The sequence below is a fragment of the Bradyrhizobium sp. WSM1253 genome (assembly GCF_000244935.1).
GTDB lineage: Bacteria > Pseudomonadota > Alphaproteobacteria > Rhizobiales > Xanthobacteraceae > Bradyrhizobium > Bradyrhizobium canariense.
In genome coordinates, this window is record NZ_JH600073.1 from 4309057 (window position 1) to 4323714 (window position 14658).

The following is a 14658-nucleotide window of genomic DNA, read 5'->3' on the forward strand; positions in this document are numbered from 1 at the left end:
TCGCGCCGCCAATGGCTCGGCGCCCGCCCCTGCACCATATTTCGCCCCGATCGGCGATAGCAAGAAATATAATTCTACTCACTTCGGCGGAGCATGCGGCGCTTTTTCGCGGGATAGCGATACACTCGATACCCTTAGCCTATGCGTCCATTGATGACGGCTATTGGACCGCCACGCCCAATCCGCACTTAAATGAGAGAATAGAGCAGCGAGATTCGAGGGCGCAACATGACCACGACACCGCACCGCGTCGTCATTGTCGGAGCCGGCTTCGGCGGGCTGGAGACGACCTACCGGCTCGCCGGCAGCCCGGTCGAGATCACGCTGATCGACCGCCGCAACCATCATTTGTTCCAGCCGCTGCTTTACCAAGTCGCGACCGCCTCGCTCGCGACCAGCGAGATCGCCTGGCCGGTCCGGCATCTGATGCGCGACCGGCGCGACGTGACGACGCTGTTTGCGGCCGTCAGCGGGGTGGATGCCGACAGGCGCTGCGTGCTGATCGACGATGGCAGCGAGGTGCCGTACGACACGCTGGTGCTCGCCACTGGCGCGCGGCACGCTTATTTCGGCCACGACGAATGGGAGCAGTTCGCGCCCGGCCTGAAGACGCTGGAGGACGCGACCACCTTGCGCCGTCATATCCTGGTGGCGTTCGAGCGCGCCGAGCGCGAGACCGATCCGGCCAAACGCGCGGCACGGCTGACTTTCGTCATCGTCGGCGCCGGTCCAACGGGCGTGGAGCTCGCGGGGACCATCGCCGAGATGGCGCACCACACCTTGCCAGCCGACTTCCGCAATATCGACACCAACAAGGCGCGGGTGGTGCTGATCGAGGCGGGTCCGCGCGTGCTCGCAGGCTTTCCCGATGATCTCTCGGCCTATGCGCAGGCCTCGCTGGAGAAAATCGGCGTCGAGGTCGTGCTGGGACAGGCCGTCACTGAGATCGACCGCGACGGCGTGGTGTTCGGCGGCGAGCGGCTCGATGCCAAAACCAAGATCTGGGCCGCCGGCGTCCGTGCCTCGCCCGCCGCGGAATGGCTGGGCGCACCGGCCGATCGCGCCGGACGCGTCCAAGTGGAAGCCGATCTCACCATCCCCGGTCATCCAGAAATCTTTGCGATCGGCGACACCGTTTTGATCAACGCCTGGGACGGCAAGCCGGTGCCCGGCATCGCGCCGGCCGCCAAGCAGCAGGGCCGTCACGTGGCCGAGACCATCAAGGCCCGGCTGCGCCAGGAGCCGACCGGGCCGTTCCGCTACAAACACTCCGGCAGCCTCGCGCAGATCGGCAAGCGGCTCGCGGTGATCGATTTCGGCCGCATCAAGCTGCGCGGCACCATCGCGTGGTGGATCTGGGGCATCGCCCACATCTACTTCCTGATCGGCTTGCGCCACCGCCTCAGCGTCGCGCTGAGCTGGCTCTGGATCTACGCCCGCGACCAGCGCGCCGCGCGGCTGATTACGCAGGGAAGCAGCAAGGTGGTGTAGCTTTTTCTTCCTTCTCCCCTTGCGGGAAAAGGTGGCGCGAAGCGCCGGATGAGGGGTCTGTCTCAGCGCGCTCGAAAGAGAATGACTCGCGGAGAGAACCCCTCACCCGGCTTCGCTTTGCGAAGCCACCCTCTCCCACAGATGGAGAGGGTGCAGCGGCGCTCGCGGCTACATCACTACTTCACCAACCCGCACCCACCTTCCGCCAACGGTCGAAACGCCTGCTCCGCAGAGATCGTCGAGACCAGCTTGTAATAGTCGTACGGATATTTCGATTCCTCCGGCTTCTTCACCTCGAACAGATACATCGGATGCACGACGCGGCCGTCCTGGCGGATCGTGGTGTCGCCGAACAGCTTGTCCTTACCCCTAAACTTCTTCATCTCGGGCACGGCGTCCTTGGCGTTGTCGCTGCCGGTCGCGGCGACCGCGTTGAGATAAGCGAGCGTGGAGGCATAAACTCCCGCCTGGTTACCGCTCGGCATCTTGCCGTTCATACCGGGCCGCGCCGCGAAGCGCTTGGCGAAGGCGCGGGTGTCGTCGTTCATGTCCCAATAGAACGCTTCCATGAGCTGGAGCCCTTGCGCGACCTTGATGCCCATGCCGTGGACGTCGTTGATGAAGAGCAGGAAGGCGACGAGCTTTTGTCCGCCCTGCTGGATCCCGAACTCAGCGGCCTGCTTTACCGCGTTGATGGTGTCGCCGCCGGCATTGGCGAGCCCGATCACCTGCGCCTTCGAGCCCTGCGCCTGCAACAGGAAGGAGGCAAAGTCGGAGGTGCCGAGCGGGTGCTTGCTGGAGCCCAACACCTTGCCGCCATGCGCTTCGATGTATTTCTGGGCTTCCGCCTCGATGCCCTTGCCGAGTGCGTAGTCGACCGTGAGAAAATACCACTCCTTGCCGCCGCGCGACATCATCGCCGCCGCCGTGGTGTTGCCGGTGGCCCAGGCGTCGTTGACCCACTGGATGGTGTTGGGCGAGCAGGCCTTGCCGGTGAGATCGGAGCTCGCGGTGGACGACGCAAGAAACGTCATGCGGCTGTCGCGCAGCAGCGTGTTGATGGAGAGACCGACGGCCGAGTTCGGCACGTCGACGATGGCGTCGACACCCTCGACATCGAGCCATTTGCGCGCGATGGCGTTGCCGACATCGGCCTTGTTCTGGTGATCGGCATAGACGATGTCGACCTTGATGCCTTTTCCGCCGCCGTTGAAATCCTCGGCGGCCATGCGCGCGGCCTCGACCGAGCCCATGCCGTTGGTGTCCTGGAAGATGCCGGAGATGTCGTTGAGCACGCCGACACGCACGACGTTGTCCGAAATCTCGGCATTTGCCGCGCCGCCAATCAGGCTCGCGGCCAGCGCAAGCGTCCACTTCAAGTTCTTCATTGTTCCCTCCCCTGTCGTATTTGTTGTTTTCGATGCCGGTCGCGTCAGGCCGGCGTGATGCTCACGGGCAGGCTGTCGAGCCCGCGCAGCGTGTTGTTGAAGCGGCGCTTTGGCTCGCCCGTGATCTCGATTTTTGCGATCCGTCGGGCCAGCGCCGCGAGCATTGTCTCGCCTTCCAGCCGCGCGACCAGCTGGCCGACGCACATGTGAATACCTGAGCCATAGCCAACATGGCCGGACGTGCGGCGGGTGATGTCGTAGCTGTCAGGCTTGTCCCAGCGCCGCGGATCGCGATTGGCAGCCGCCAGGAACATCAACACCTTCTCGCCCTCACCGATGGTCGCGCCTGACAGTTCGACCTCGCGCGTTGTCGTGCGGAAGAAGGTCTGCACCGGGCTTTCAAAACGAACGGCCTCCTCGAAAGCGTTGCGCGCCAGGGTGGGATCGCCACGCAGGCGCTGCCACTGCTCCGGAAAGCGCGCCAGGCAATACACCGCAGCACCGATGCCGTTGACCGTGGTGTCGAGGCCCGCCGACAGCAGCGAACGCACCAGCAGCGGCGCTTCGGTGGCGGTGATGGCACCCTCGTCGACATGGGCGTGGATGCAGGCGCCGATGCCGCCGGGCGTGAGGTTGTCCCGCTGGCACTGCTCGGTGACGTAGGCCTGGTGCGGCGCCGAGCGCGCGATCGCTTCCTGGCGCAACTGGTTCGGCGGGCCGAAGGCGTTGAACACGACACTGGCATAGGGAATGAGATTCTCGCGCCCCTCCGGCTTTAGCCCGAGCGCATCCGGGAAGATCGACAGCGGATAGGCCTCGGCGAGGTCCGTGATGGCATCGAAGCTGCGCTTCTCCAGCAGCGCGTCCACACGCTGTTCCGCTACCGCGGCAAAGCGGTCGCGGAGCCCCTTCATCACCGTCGGCGACAGCACCTTTGAGAGCACGGCGCGGGTACGGGTGTGCGCGGGAGGATCGGCTTCGAGGATCAGGCTCGGCGGCCGCCACGGCGTCTCCTTCTTGAAGTCGGACAGGCCGACGCCGCGGCTGGAGCAGAAGGTCGCGGGATCATTCAGCACGGCATGGACCTCGGCATAGCGCGCGACGCCATAGACGTTCCACTTGTCGAGATAGACGACAGGTCCCGCCTCCCGCAGCAGCTCATGCGTGGGATAGGGATCGGCGAAAAAATCCATCGCGAAAGGATCGACGTCGAGATGCGGGACGGCCGACGAACCGTTGATTTCCGGGGAGCTGGAAGCGCTCATGGAAGTCCTCACTTATTTTGATCTTGTGCAAGGGCGGCGCTTACCCTTAGGTCTTTCGGACACGCCGCGAGACAGAATCCCGATATGCCGCCGTCTTCGACCAGAGCCCGCCAGAAACCTGCGCCCGCCGATACGGGACCGACGCTCGATCTCGACCGCTACGTCCCCGCGTTCATCACCTTCATCGCCAACAAGCTCTCGAACAGCGCCACGGCGTTCTATCAGCGGCAGTTCGGCGTCAACGTCACGGAATGGCGGATCATGTCGCTGCTGGCGATCGAGCCCGGCATTCCGGCGTCGCGCATCTGCCACGTCATCGGTTTCGACAAGGGCCCGGTGAGCCGAACGCTGGCCGGTCTGGAAAAGCGGGGCCTGATCTCGATCCGCACCGATCCCAACGATGGGCGCACCCACTCGATCTCGCTGACGGCGAAGGGCCGCGCCATCCATGACAAGGTGATCGTCGCGGCATTCGAGCGCGAACGGCGCCTGTTGTCCTGCCTGGACAAAGACGAGCGCGAGGTGCTGATCGACCTGTTGCGCCGTCTGCACGAAAATCTCGGCGCGGTCACCGGCAGCACCGAGACCTGACGAACCACGCAGCGAGCGCTGAGCCCTGTCATGTCCGGGCATGCACCGTCGTTCGCCGGCGGTACCCTCTCTGCCGAGCATAGCTTCCTCCGATCCGACGCGGCGGTTCTCCCGCCGTCATCCTAGTCTGGAACGGTTCGCACAAACTAGTTGCTTAGGCAACAAAAGAATCATGCAGGATAATGCGGCAGGTTGGCTGGCCTTTTTCTTTGCCCCGCTCTCGTGTTCCGGACGCGCTGCAGCGTGAAGCGCTGCTGCGCAGAGCCGGGATCCACGCGACCGCGCGCACAAACGAGATAGGCCCGGCTCTGCAGCGCATCACTGGGTGCTGCGCTGCTTCCGGGGCACGGGCCCAAGCGCTACAGACCGATCCACTCGCCTGGCGCAGCGTCATCCAACCGCGCCACCGCATCGGCACGCCGCGTCAGCACCGCGCGCTGATTGATGTAGCCCTTGTCGGTGATCTCGCCGCCGTCCACCGACGGCGGCTCGTCGAGCAGCAGGGCACGCGTGGCGTGGCCGGAGGAGTTGGCGCCGTGTTGCTTGAGCTTCGCCAGACCCTGCGCGATCGCGGCTCTGACCTTGTCATGCGCAAGCACGTCGTTGACGCCTGCGGTCTCAGGCAGGCCGGCATGCGCGCGGCACGCAGCGATGTTCGGAAACACCAGGAAGCGCACCTCGTCGCCGCCATGGCCGGTGATGACGATATCCTGCGCGAGCGGCGCCAGCGCGGCGATGCCGGCGAGGCGCAGCGTGCCGACGCTGACCCAGGTGCCGGAATTGAGTTTGAAATCCTCCGCGACGCGACCGTCGAAGAACAGGCCGCGCTCGGGCCGCTTCGCATCGGCGAACTTCACGGCGTCACCGATGAGATAAAATCCCTCGTCGTCGAACGCCTGCCTGGTCAGCTCCGGCGCTTTCCAATAGCCCGGCGTGACGTTGGGGCCGCGCACGCGCACCTCCAGCTTGTCGCCCGAGGTGACGAGCTTCAATTCGGTGCCGGGGATAGGCACGCCGATGTTGCCCGAGCGTTCCGCGAGGAAATGGCAGTCGGTGGCCAGCGGCGAGGTCTCGGTCGAGCCCCAGGCCGAGACCATCGGCATCGCGCGGCCAACAGTCTTGACGGAGAGTTCTTCGAGCGCGTCCCAGAGATTCTGCGGCAACGCGGCACCGGCGTAGAACGCGAATTTCACCTCGCTGAAGAAGCGGCGACACAGTTCCCCGTCGCCGCGCAGCGCCGCGATCAGCATATCGAAGCCGCGCGGCACGTTGAAATAGACCGTCGGCATCACGCTTCTGAGATTGGCGAGTGACATCGCAAACAGACCGGGCGCCGGCTTGCCGCCGTCGATATAGAGCGAGCCGCCATTGCGCAGCACGAGATTGAAATTGTGGTTGGCGCCGAAGGTGTGGCTCCAGGGCAGCCAGTCGAGAATGACGAGATCGTCGCGCCCCTGTTCGAGAAACGTCCAGGTCTGCGCCTTGGCCTGCTGGCTCGACGTCAGCATGCGCTGGGTGTTGATCACGGCTTTCGGCGTGCCGGTCGAGCCCGAGGTGAACAGGAATTTTGCGATGGTGTCCGGTGTGACAGCGGCGAAGGCTCTTGCGACGTCCGCCGTTTCAGGCGTCGCCGCAACGGTGCGAAAGGCGAGCGCATCGGCGTCGCTCGCGTTGCCGCTGATGATCTGCGCGCTATGCAGCGGCTTGATCGCGGCCAGTGCCGCCGCAAACGGCCTCGTCGCGGAGACATAGATCGCGGCGGGCTCAAGCAGCGTGATCATGCTCTTGAGCTTGTCGAAATCCTTGGACATCAGCGAATAGGCCGGCGAGATCGCCGCCGAGGGCACGCCGACATGCTGGGCCGCCAATGCCAGCAACGCATGATCGATGCTGTTGTCGGAGAGGATCGCGAGCGGGCGCTCCGGACTGAGACCTTGCGCCAGAATCCAGGACGCTGTCGCGCGCACCTGCCGGAGCGCCTGCGCATAGGTGACGGTGGTCCATGGCGCTTCGGCACTGCTGCGCTCCGCGAGGAAAATCGTATCAGGCCTCTGCCGCGCCCATTGCTCCAGCCAGTCGCCGACGCAACGCGCGCCATCGCGCAGCGGCTCGGGCGAGCGCAGCACGATGCTGCCGTCGGCGCGATGCTCGGCAACGGTTCTGGGTGTCGCGAACAGGCTCGAAGCATCACCGCGAGGGGCGGCTGTCATGGTTTCCTCCTCGCCCGGGAGCCGGGACCGACCGCAGCCTCGTCGGGACCGCGTTGGCCAGCATGTTGGCCACGACAATTGTTGGGGCGCAAGCTCGGGGCTCGGTGAGCTGCCCATTATTTGCGCAAATGCCCGTAACAGGGCGCTGACACGCAGGCCCGCCGGCGCTCGAAATATCCCACAAGCCACTGATCCATCGATAATATCCGCAGCACTTGTCCTGCCCGGATTCTGTACACAATGGCACATCGCTTGCTTCGATCCGGGTGAAGAGACGTAGCCGGAGTTTGTCGCCATGAGGGCTGAAATGGGGGCTGAGCAGCCTGAAACGATCGCCGCGATCGTGGCCGCGCACCGCGCGGGCACGCTCACGCCGGCGCAGACGGTCGCGCGCACCTATCAGCGCATCCGCGACCACAACGATCCCGCCGTCTTCATCAGCCTGCGCGACGAAAACGACGCGATCGCGGAAGCCGAGAAGCTCGCCACCAAGGAGGCCGCCGGCCTGCCGCTCTATGGCGTGCCGGTGGTGGTGAAGGACAACATCGACGCGCTGGGATTTCCGACCACCGCGGCGTGCCCGGCCTTCTCGTACATCCCGACACACGATTCGACCGCGGTTGCGCGGCTGCGCGCCGCCGGCGCGATCATCATCGGCAAGACCAATCTCGACCAGTTCGCGACCGGCCTTGTCGGCGTGCGCTCGCCCTATGGCATCCCCAGAAACGCGATCCGTGAGGACCTCATTCCCGGCGGATCGAGCTCGGGATCGGCTACCGCCGTCGGCGCCGGGCTGGTGCCGCTGTCGCTCGGCACCGACACCGCCGGCAGCGGGCGCGTGCCGGCGATGCTCAACAACATCGTTGGTCTGAAGCCGAGCCTCGGCATGATTTCGACCGCTGGCCTGGTGCCGGCCTGCCGGACGCTGGACTGTATCTCGGTGTTCGCGCTGACCGTGGACGACGCCGCGCTGGCGCTCTCCGTGATGGCGGGTCCCGACCAGGCCGATCCGTTCTCGCGCGACCGGCCGCTCGGCGCGATCACCCCGCTCCCGGCAAACCTGCGCCTCGGCGTGCCGCGCAGCGGACAGCTGATCTTCTTCGGCGACAAGAAGGCGGAAGCGGCTTACGCTGACGCGTTGAAGCGCTGGACCGCGCTTGGCGCAACCCTCATCGAGTTCGACCTCGAGCCATTCTACGAGACGGCGCGGCTGCTCTACGAAGGACCGTGGGTCGCCGAGCGCTATCTCGTGATCCGCGACCTGCTCGCCTCCGCGCCGGATACGATCCATCCGGTGACACGCGAGATCACCGCGGCCGGTGCGCGGTTAACGGCGGCGGAGACCTTCTCCGCGCTCTATCGCCTGCAGGGCCTGCGCAAGATCGCCGAGCGCACCTTCACCAATATCGACGCGCTGGTGCTGCCGACGGCGCCGACGGCCTATACGACCGCGCAGGTGCTGGCCAATCCGATCGAGCTCAACAGCCGGCTCGGCACCTACACCAATTTTGTGAATCTGCTCGACCTCTGCGGTCTCGCGCTGCCGGCGGCGATGCGCGCCGACGGCATCCCGTTCGGCATCACGCTCCTTGCACCCACGGGTCACGACGCGCTGCTCGCGAGCATCGGACGCGTGTTTCATGCCGATACCAAACTGACGCTTGGCGCAAAGGGTGCGGCGCAAGCAGCGCTGGCGCCGCTTGCCGCAAACGGCATCGACGAGATTCCCATCGCCGTGGTCGGCGCGCATCTGTCCGGCATGGCGTTGAACGGCGAGTTGAAAGCGCTGAACGGCCAGCTGATCGAGGCGACCAGGACCGCGGCGGACTACAAGCTCTACGCATTGAAGACCACGCCGCCGAAGCCGGGCATGCTGCGCGTCGAAACCGGCAAGGGCGCGTCGATCGAGCTGGAGATCTGGATACTGTCGTCGTCCGCCTTCGGCAAGTTCGTCAACGCGATTCCCGCGCCGATGGCGATTGGCACCGTGCGGCTGGCGGATGGCCGCAGCGTGAAGGGATTTCTCGTCGAGCCCGAGGTGCTGGGCGAGGCGCGAGATATCACGGCTTATGGTGGATGGCGGAAGTTTATGGCGGAAGCCGCTACGGCATAGGTCTCGTAGGGTGGGCAAAGCGAAGCGTGCCCACCATCACCGTCAGCTTGGGTAGATGGTGGGCACGGCGCTTTGCGCCTTTGCCCATCCTACGGCACCGTGCGCGCGGCCCTACACCGACACCGCGTAGATCTCGTACTCCCCGCGCACCAGCTCGATATGCGCGCGCATCGCGGCGGCGGCGCCCTGCTTGTCGCCGCGCATGATCGCGACGACGACGCGGTCGTGCTCGGCTTGCGACTTTGCCAATCGGCCGAGGTTGCGGAACTGGGCGCGACGAAACGGCTGCACGCGCACGCGCGTCGCCAGCGTGATCTCGGCGATGTAGCCGTTCTGCGATCCCGCATAGATCGCGTTGTGGAAGCGCTCGTTGACCTCGTGGAAGCGCTCGGGATTGCCGGCGTAGCTCAACACCCGCAGCTCTTCGTGGATGGCTTCCAGACCGTGACGCTCAGTGGCCGACATGCGTTCGGCGGCAAGACCCGCGCACAGCGCTTCCAGCTCCGCCATCGCCTCGAACATGCCCGTCAGCCGTTCGAACGAAGGCTGTGCCACCACCGCGCCGCGATGGGCGCGTGCTTCGACGAGGCCGCTTGCCACGAGCTGGCGCAGCGCTTCCCGCACCGGCGTGCGCGAGACGCTGAAGCGGCGCGCGATGTCGGTCTCGTCAAGCGGCGCGCCGGGCGGCAGAGCGCCGCGCACGATCTCGTCGGCGAGCTGCAGGCGCAGCTCCTCGGCGCGCGTGATTTTGTGAGCTGATGGTGACGCCCGGTCGACACGCGGCACCGCCGGATCGGCCGGCAGCGCTCCGGGCGGAAGATCGTCAAGCGTCATACGGTCAGGTCTCTTTCGACTCGTCGATGATGCTGACATGGGCGGCGACGACGCGCCAGCCCTCCGGGAATTTTACCCAGGTCTGCATCTGCCGGCCGACCTTGCCCGGCATCGTGTCGCGATAGAACAGGGTGGAGGCGACCGCCGTGTCGCGGCCATAGCTGGTGATCACGGTTTTCGCGGTGCGGCGATTGAGGCCGACCGGCGAGCGCCCGGCGCGGAATCCGGAGATCGCCTCATAGCCGTAGAGATTCTCGCCGATGCCATAACGCAGCGTGCGGGGATCGTTGCGGAAGAGCTCGCCGAGCACCGCGACGTCGTTGGTGATCAACGCCTGCTCATAGCGATCGAACGCGGCTTTGACGTCCGCGATCACGTCGGGGAGATCGATCTCCATCTCAAAATCCTTTTGCGCTGGGCGCGGCGGCGACGCCCATCTTCTCCAACGCGTATGCGACGCGCAGCGCGATGTCCTCGCGCCATGGCGCGGCGATGATCTGCACGCCGATCGGCAGCGGTTCGAGCGGCACCGGCACGGCAACCACAGGCAGGCCGATGAAGGAGATCGGCTGGGTGTGGATGCCGATATTGGCGCGCACCGGCAGCTCGACGCCGCCAAGATTGAAATTGATCTGGCCGAGTTTCGGCGCGGTGCACGGCGTCGCCGGTGCGATCAGCACGTCGACCGACTTGAATATCTCGGCGAGTTGCGTTCGATACCAGCGGCGGAATTTTTGCGCGCGGTCGACCAGCGGCGCCGGCACCATAGCGCCCGCGATCAGCCGGTCGCGCACGGCGGGATCGAAATCGTTCGGCCGCTTGCGGAGCCGGTCGAGATGCAGCGAGGCGCCTTCCGTGGTGGTGATGACATAGGCCGCCGCGCGGGCGCGCGCGGCTTCCGGCACGTCCACCACGCGCGTTGCGCCCAGCGCCTTGGCGACGCGGCTGACGGCTTCGACGGCTTCCGGAAACAGATTCTGCTGGAAGTACCCGCCGGCGATTGCGATGCGCAGGTCCGAAACCGGATTGGCGAGCAGCGGCAGCGTCGGCTCCAGACCACGTGTGGTGGTGCAGGCGGCGTCGTCCGCATCCGGCCCCTGCATCGCGTCGAAGGCGAGCGCGAGATCGGTGGCGGAGCGCGCGAACGGGCCGAGATGATCGAGGCTCGCGACGAACGGGAAGGAGCGCGCACGCGAGAGCCGGCCATAGGTGGGCTTCAGGCCGAAGATGCCGCAGAACGAGGACGGCACGCGGATCGAACCGTTGGTGTCGGAGCCGAGCGCGATCGGCACCAGCGCGCCGCCGACGGCGCTGCCGGATCCGCCGGAGGAGCCGCCGCTCATCCGCGTGGTATCATGCGGATTGCGCGAGGGACCGTCATGGACGTTCTCGCCGGTGAAGTCATAGGCGTATTCGCCCATGTTGAGCGCACCGACCAGCACGGCGCCAGCCGCTTCCATACGCTCGATTAGCGTGGCATCGCGCGTCGCGGGCGCGCGGTCTCGGTTTATCTTCGAGCCGGCGCGGGTGGCGAGGCCTGCGACGTCGAATAAATTCTTCACCGCGAAGGGCACGCCGGTGAGCGGGCCGACGGTCTTGCCGGCGGCGATGTCGGCATCGATCGCGCGCGCTTTGGCGCGGGCGCGATCGGCGGTGATGTCGGTGAAGGCGTTGAGGATGGTGTCGTGCTGCTTGATACGCGCAAGCGCTGCTTCGGTCGCATCGAGCGCCGACATCTTGCGGCCCGCAACCGCGCTCGCGATCTCGGAGGCCGTCATCTCTGGCTTGGTCGTCATGGCGGCGTCAGACCGTGAAGACGGGCGCCGGCTCGGTCTCGTCCGGCAGCGCGAATTCGTCGACGAAGCGGCCGAGCCGTAGCGAGACCTCGAGATTGGCGCGAATGGACGACCTCCATGCTTCCTCGACAGGCAACGCCAACGCTTTCGTAACAGCGTCGATATAATCGTCCAGCGGTTCGGCCATCACGCTCCCAAACAAGCTCTCAGTGTGCGCCCAGTGTCTGCAGCGGCGGATGCGGGATCGCCGTCAGCAGCTCCTTGGTGTAGTCGTCCTGCGGATCGCTCAAGACCCGCTCGGAAGATCCTTCCTCGACGATTCGACCCGACCGCATGACAATGACACGATCGCACAACAAGCGCACTACGTTCAAATCATGCGAGACGAACAGATAACTCATACCTAGCCGCGCCTTGAGGTCCTGGAGCAGATTAAGGACCACCGCCTGGACCGAGACGTCGAGCGCGGCGGTCGGCTCGTCCAGGATGACGAGTTTCGGGTGCAGGGCAATGGCGCGGGCGATGCCGACGCGGGCCTTCTGGCCGCCCGACAATTGGTGCGGGAAGCGATCCAGCAGATTGTGCGGCAGGCCCACCATGGTGGCGAGCTCCTCACAGCGGGCGCGGAGCGCGTCCCGCCCCCTGATGTCGCCAAGCTGCATGATGGGATCGGCGATGGCACGCACGGCGGTGAAGCGCGGGTTGAGGCTGTCGGTCGGATCCTGGAACACCATCTGGATGCGGCTGCGCTGCGGCAGCCGGGCAAAGCCGGCGGGCGCGATGGCGCCGATGTCCTCGCCGTCGAACTGGATCAGGCCCGAGGTCTGGTCCAGCAGCCGCATCACCATCATCGACGTGGTCGATTTGCCGCAGCCGGACTCGCCGACCAGGCCGACGCTCTCGCCATGGCCGACCGTGAAGCTGATGCCGTCGACCGCGCGGAACACATCCGGCTCGACCGGCGGCTTGCGGCCGAACAATTTTCCGAGCGTGGCGGTCGCGCCCTGGCGGGGATATTCCTTGACCAGCTTGTCGATGAGGAGAAGAGGCGTCTTCTCCCTCTCCCCGTCCTTCACGGGGAGAGGGTTGGGGTGAGGGGCTGCTTCCGCGGACACGGTGCTGGGAGAGGCAAGAGTCTCCTCCTCCGGCAACAGATCCCGCAGGCTCACGCCGAGCCGCGGCGTCGCGCGCATCAGCTTCTTGGTGTAGGGATGCTGCGGGTTAGCGAAGATGTCGGCGGCCTTCGCGGTCTCGACCACCCTGCCCTTTTCCATCACCACGACGCGGTCGCAATAGGCTGCGGCGAGGCCGAGATCATGCGTGATCAGGATGGTGGACATCGCCTTGCGCTTGGTCAGCTCGACGATCAGATCCATCACCGCCTTTTGCGTAGTGACGTCCAATCCGGTCGTCGGCTCATCCGCGATCAGCAGCTGCGGATTGCAGGCGAGCGCGAGCGCGATGACGACGCGCTGGCACATGCCGCCGGACAATTCGAACGGATACGCGTGATAGCGCTCGCGCGGGCGGGCGATCTTGACCTGTTCCAGCGCCTCGATCGCCTTTTCGCCGCGATCGGAAACCATGGCCTGCTGGACATGGGTGCGCAGCACGTCTTCGATCTGGTCGCCGACCTTCCGGATCGGGTTGAGCGCGGCGCGCGGGTTCTGGAAGATCATCGAGACTTCGCGACCGCGCAAATCACGCATCTGGTCTTCGGTCGCGGCCTTCACGTCGATGCCCGAGAACATCACCGAGCCCTCGGCGATCCGCCCTGCACGATCGAGAATGCGCATCACGGCATAGGAGGTCACCGATTTGCCGGAGCCGGACTCGCCGACGATCGCCAGCGTCTCGCCCTTGGCGACGGAGATGTTGACGTGCTGGACGGCTTTGACGATGCCGCGGCGGGTGGTGAATTCGACCGTGAGGTCCTGGACGTCGAGCAGCGGCTGGGCGGTCATGGGTGCCTCCCAAACAAAAACGTCGAAAACAACCCCATGCACAGTAGAACGGGATTGAAATCATTGGAGAATTTTGAGCGAAAATTTGCGCGGAATCCAGCCATCACGTCCTCCGCTGGGGGTCGACGATGTCGCGCAGGCCGTCGCCGAGGAGGTTGAAGCAGAACACGGCGATCATCAGAGCGAGGCCCGGGAATAGCGCGATCCACCATTCGCCTGACACCATGAAGCCGGCACCTTCGGCGACCATGATGCCCCATTCCGCCGTCGGCGGACGGACGCCGAGGCCGATGAACGAGAGACCGGCGGCATTGAGGATGGCGTAGCCCATGGTCAGCGACATCTGCACGATCATGATCGGCATGATGTTCGGCAGGATGTGCACCAGCAGAATGCGGAATTCGCCGTTGCCGGACAGCCGCGCGGCTTGCACGAAGCCGGCGTTGCGGCGGACATTGGCTTCGGCGCGCGCGACGCGGGCATAGAGCGGGAAGTTCACGATGGCGGTGGCCAGGATGATGTTCTGCACGGTGTTGCCGAGCGCGGCGACGATGCCCATGGCGAGCACGAACAGCGGGAACGCCATGATGGTGTCGGCGATGCGACCGACGATGCGATCGGTCCAGCCGCCGAAATAGCCGGCCGCGATGCCGGCGAGCCCGCCCATCAGGAACACCAGGACGACGGAGGCGACCGCGATGAACGTATCGAGCCGCGTCGCCACCACGACGCGACTGAAGATATCGCGGCCCAACTGGTCGGTGCCGAACCAATGCGCGGCCGATGGCGGCTTCAGCGACGCCGCGGTGTCGGACGCCAGCGGGTCATACGGCACCACATAGGGACCGAAGATCGCGGCAAGGAGGATCACGATCAGCAGTGCAAAGGCAAAACCGGTGACCTTGTTCTCGCCGAGCACGTAGCGGGTCTGATCGAGCAACGCGACGAACCCTGAAGTCCGCGCGGGACCGACAGGTTCAACAGCAGGCGCAACGGAGCTCATTGT

12 protein-coding genes are annotated in these 14658 nt (G+C 65.5%); 3 read left to right on the top strand and 9 right to left on the bottom strand.

Translation table 11 applies throughout. From position 1 onward, the window contains the following. The first annotated feature begins 228 nt into the window (after positions 1–228). The gene (locus BRA1253DRAFT_RS21940; RefSeq protein ID WP_007597949.1) at positions 229–1491 is read left to right on the top strand and encodes an NAD(P)/FAD-dependent oxidoreductase; all 1263 of its coding nucleotides are present in this window, start codon (positions 229–231) and stop codon (positions 1489–1491) included. Positions 1492–1667: 176 nt separating this feature from the next. Here BRA1253DRAFT_RS21940 and BRA1253DRAFT_RS21945 read toward each other — a convergent pair whose 3' ends face one another. Together BRA1253DRAFT_RS21945 and BRA1253DRAFT_RS21950 are read right to left on the bottom strand one after the other, a co-directional pair. Further along, positions 1668–2879, bottom strand: coding sequence for an ABC transporter substrate-binding protein (locus BRA1253DRAFT_RS21945; protein ID WP_007597950.1), 1212 nt, complete (start codon positions 2877–2879; stop codon positions 1668–1670). A 44-nt stretch (positions 2880–2923) separates the two neighbouring features. Continuing rightward, a complete protein-coding gene (locus BRA1253DRAFT_RS21950) occupies positions 2924–4144 on the bottom strand; it encodes a cytochrome P450 (protein ID WP_007597951.1) in 1221 nt (406 codons plus the stop codon). An 84-nt stretch (positions 4145–4228) separates the two neighbouring features. On the opposite strand from BRA1253DRAFT_RS21950, the gene BRA1253DRAFT_RS21955 reads away from it, so the two are divergent. After that, positions 4229–4735, top strand: a complete 507-nt coding sequence (locus BRA1253DRAFT_RS21955) for a MarR family winged helix-turn-helix transcriptional regulator (RefSeq protein WP_007597952.1) — start codon at positions 4229–4231, stop codon at positions 4733–4735. Positions 4736–5094: 359 nt separating this feature from the next. On the opposite strand, the gene BRA1253DRAFT_RS21960 is transcribed toward BRA1253DRAFT_RS21955, so the two are convergent. After that, positions 5095–6945, bottom strand: coding sequence for a feruloyl-CoA synthase (locus BRA1253DRAFT_RS21960; protein WP_007597953.1), 1851 nt, complete (start codon positions 6943–6945; stop codon positions 5095–5097). Between the two features lie 295 nt (positions 6946–7240). Between BRA1253DRAFT_RS21960 and atzF the strand changes: the two genes are divergently transcribed. After that, positions 7241–9058 carry an allophanate hydrolase gene (gene atzF / locus BRA1253DRAFT_RS21965; RefSeq protein ID WP_007597954.1) on the top strand — a complete coding sequence of 606 codons (1818 nt, stop codon included), beginning with the start codon at positions 7241–7243 and terminating at the stop codon, positions 9056–9058. A gap of 111 nt (positions 9059–9169) precedes the next feature. Here the strand turns inward: atzF and BRA1253DRAFT_RS21970 are convergent, their stop codons facing one another. The 6 genes from BRA1253DRAFT_RS21970 to BRA1253DRAFT_RS21995 all read right to left on the bottom strand — a co-directional run bounded on the left by BRA1253DRAFT_RS21970 (position 9170) and on the right by BRA1253DRAFT_RS21995 (position 14655). After that, positions 9170–9892: a GntR family transcriptional regulator gene (locus BRA1253DRAFT_RS21970; RefSeq protein WP_007597956.1), complete on the bottom strand. Its 723-nt coding sequence runs from the start codon at positions 9890–9892 to the stop codon at positions 9170–9172. 4 nt (positions 9893–9896) lie between these two features. After that, entirely contained in the window at positions 9897–10289 is a 393-nt protein-coding gene (gene hpxZ / locus BRA1253DRAFT_RS21975) for an oxalurate catabolism protein HpxZ (protein WP_007597958.1), read from the bottom strand. Position 10290: 1 nt separating this feature from the next. Then, the gene (locus tag BRA1253DRAFT_RS21980; protein WP_007597960.1) at positions 10291–11688 is read right to left on the bottom strand and encodes an AtzE family amidohydrolase; all 1398 of its coding nucleotides are present in this window, start codon (positions 11686–11688) and stop codon (positions 10291–10293) included. 7 nt (positions 11689–11695) lie between these two features. Then, complete coding sequence (locus tag BRA1253DRAFT_RS21985; RefSeq protein ID WP_007597962.1) at positions 11696–11875, bottom strand: DUF4089 domain-containing protein; 180 nt, start codon at positions 11873–11875, stop codon at positions 11696–11698. A 19-nt stretch (positions 11876–11894) separates the two neighbouring features. Continuing rightward, positions 11895–13652, bottom strand: a complete 1758-nt coding sequence (locus BRA1253DRAFT_RS21990) for an ABC transporter ATP-binding protein (protein WP_007597964.1) — start codon at positions 13650–13652, stop codon at positions 11895–11897. 103 nt (positions 13653–13755) lie between these two features. Further along, the gene (locus tag BRA1253DRAFT_RS21995; RefSeq protein ID WP_007597966.1) at positions 13756–14655 is read right to left on the bottom strand and encodes an ABC transporter permease; all 900 of its coding nucleotides are present in this window, start codon (positions 14653–14655) and stop codon (positions 13756–13758) included. Positions 14656–14658: the final 3 nt, after the last annotated feature.

Excerpts from the sequence above, each read along its gene's own strand:
- BRA1253DRAFT_RS21940 (WP_007597949.1), top strand. The coding sequence starts at position 229 with ATGACCACGACACCGCACCGCGTCGTCATTGTCGGAGCCGGCTTCGGC.
- BRA1253DRAFT_RS21945 (WP_007597950.1), bottom strand. The coding sequence starts at position 2,879 with ATGAAGAACTTGAAGTGGACGCTTGCGCTGGCCGCGAGCCTGATTGGC.
- BRA1253DRAFT_RS21950 (WP_007597951.1), bottom strand. The coding sequence starts at position 4,144 with ATGAGCGCTTCCAGCTCCCCGGAAATCAACGGTTCGTCGGCCGTCCCG.
- BRA1253DRAFT_RS21955 (WP_007597952.1), top strand. The coding sequence starts at position 4,229 with ATGCCGCCGTCTTCGACCAGAGCCCGCCAGAAACCTGCGCCCGCCGAT.
- BRA1253DRAFT_RS21960 (WP_007597953.1), bottom strand. The coding sequence starts at position 6,945 with ATGACAGCCGCCCCTCGCGGTGATGCTTCGAGCCTGTTCGCGACACCC.
- atzF (WP_007597954.1), top strand. The coding sequence starts at position 7,241 with ATGAGGGCTGAAATGGGGGCTGAGCAGCCTGAAACGATCGCCGCGATC.
- BRA1253DRAFT_RS21970 (WP_007597956.1), bottom strand. The coding sequence starts at position 9,892 with ATGACGCTTGACGATCTTCCGCCCGGAGCGCTGCCGGCCGATCCGGCG.
- hpxZ (WP_007597958.1), bottom strand. The coding sequence starts at position 10,289 with ATGGAGATCGATCTCCCCGACGTGATCGCGGACGTCAAAGCCGCGTTC.
- BRA1253DRAFT_RS21980 (WP_007597960.1), bottom strand. The coding sequence starts at position 11,688 with ATGACGACCAAGCCAGAGATGACGGCCTCCGAGATCGCGAGCGCGGTT.
- BRA1253DRAFT_RS21985 (WP_007597962.1), bottom strand. The coding sequence starts at position 11,875 with ATGGCCGAACCGCTGGACGATTATATCGACGCTGTTACGAAAGCGTTG.
- BRA1253DRAFT_RS21990 (WP_007597964.1), bottom strand. The coding sequence starts at position 13,652 with ATGACCGCCCAGCCGCTGCTCGACGTCCAGGACCTCACGGTCGAATTC.
- BRA1253DRAFT_RS21995 (WP_007597966.1), bottom strand. The coding sequence starts at position 14,655 with ATGAGCTCCGTTGCGCCTGCTGTTGAACCTGTCGGTCCCGCGCGGACT.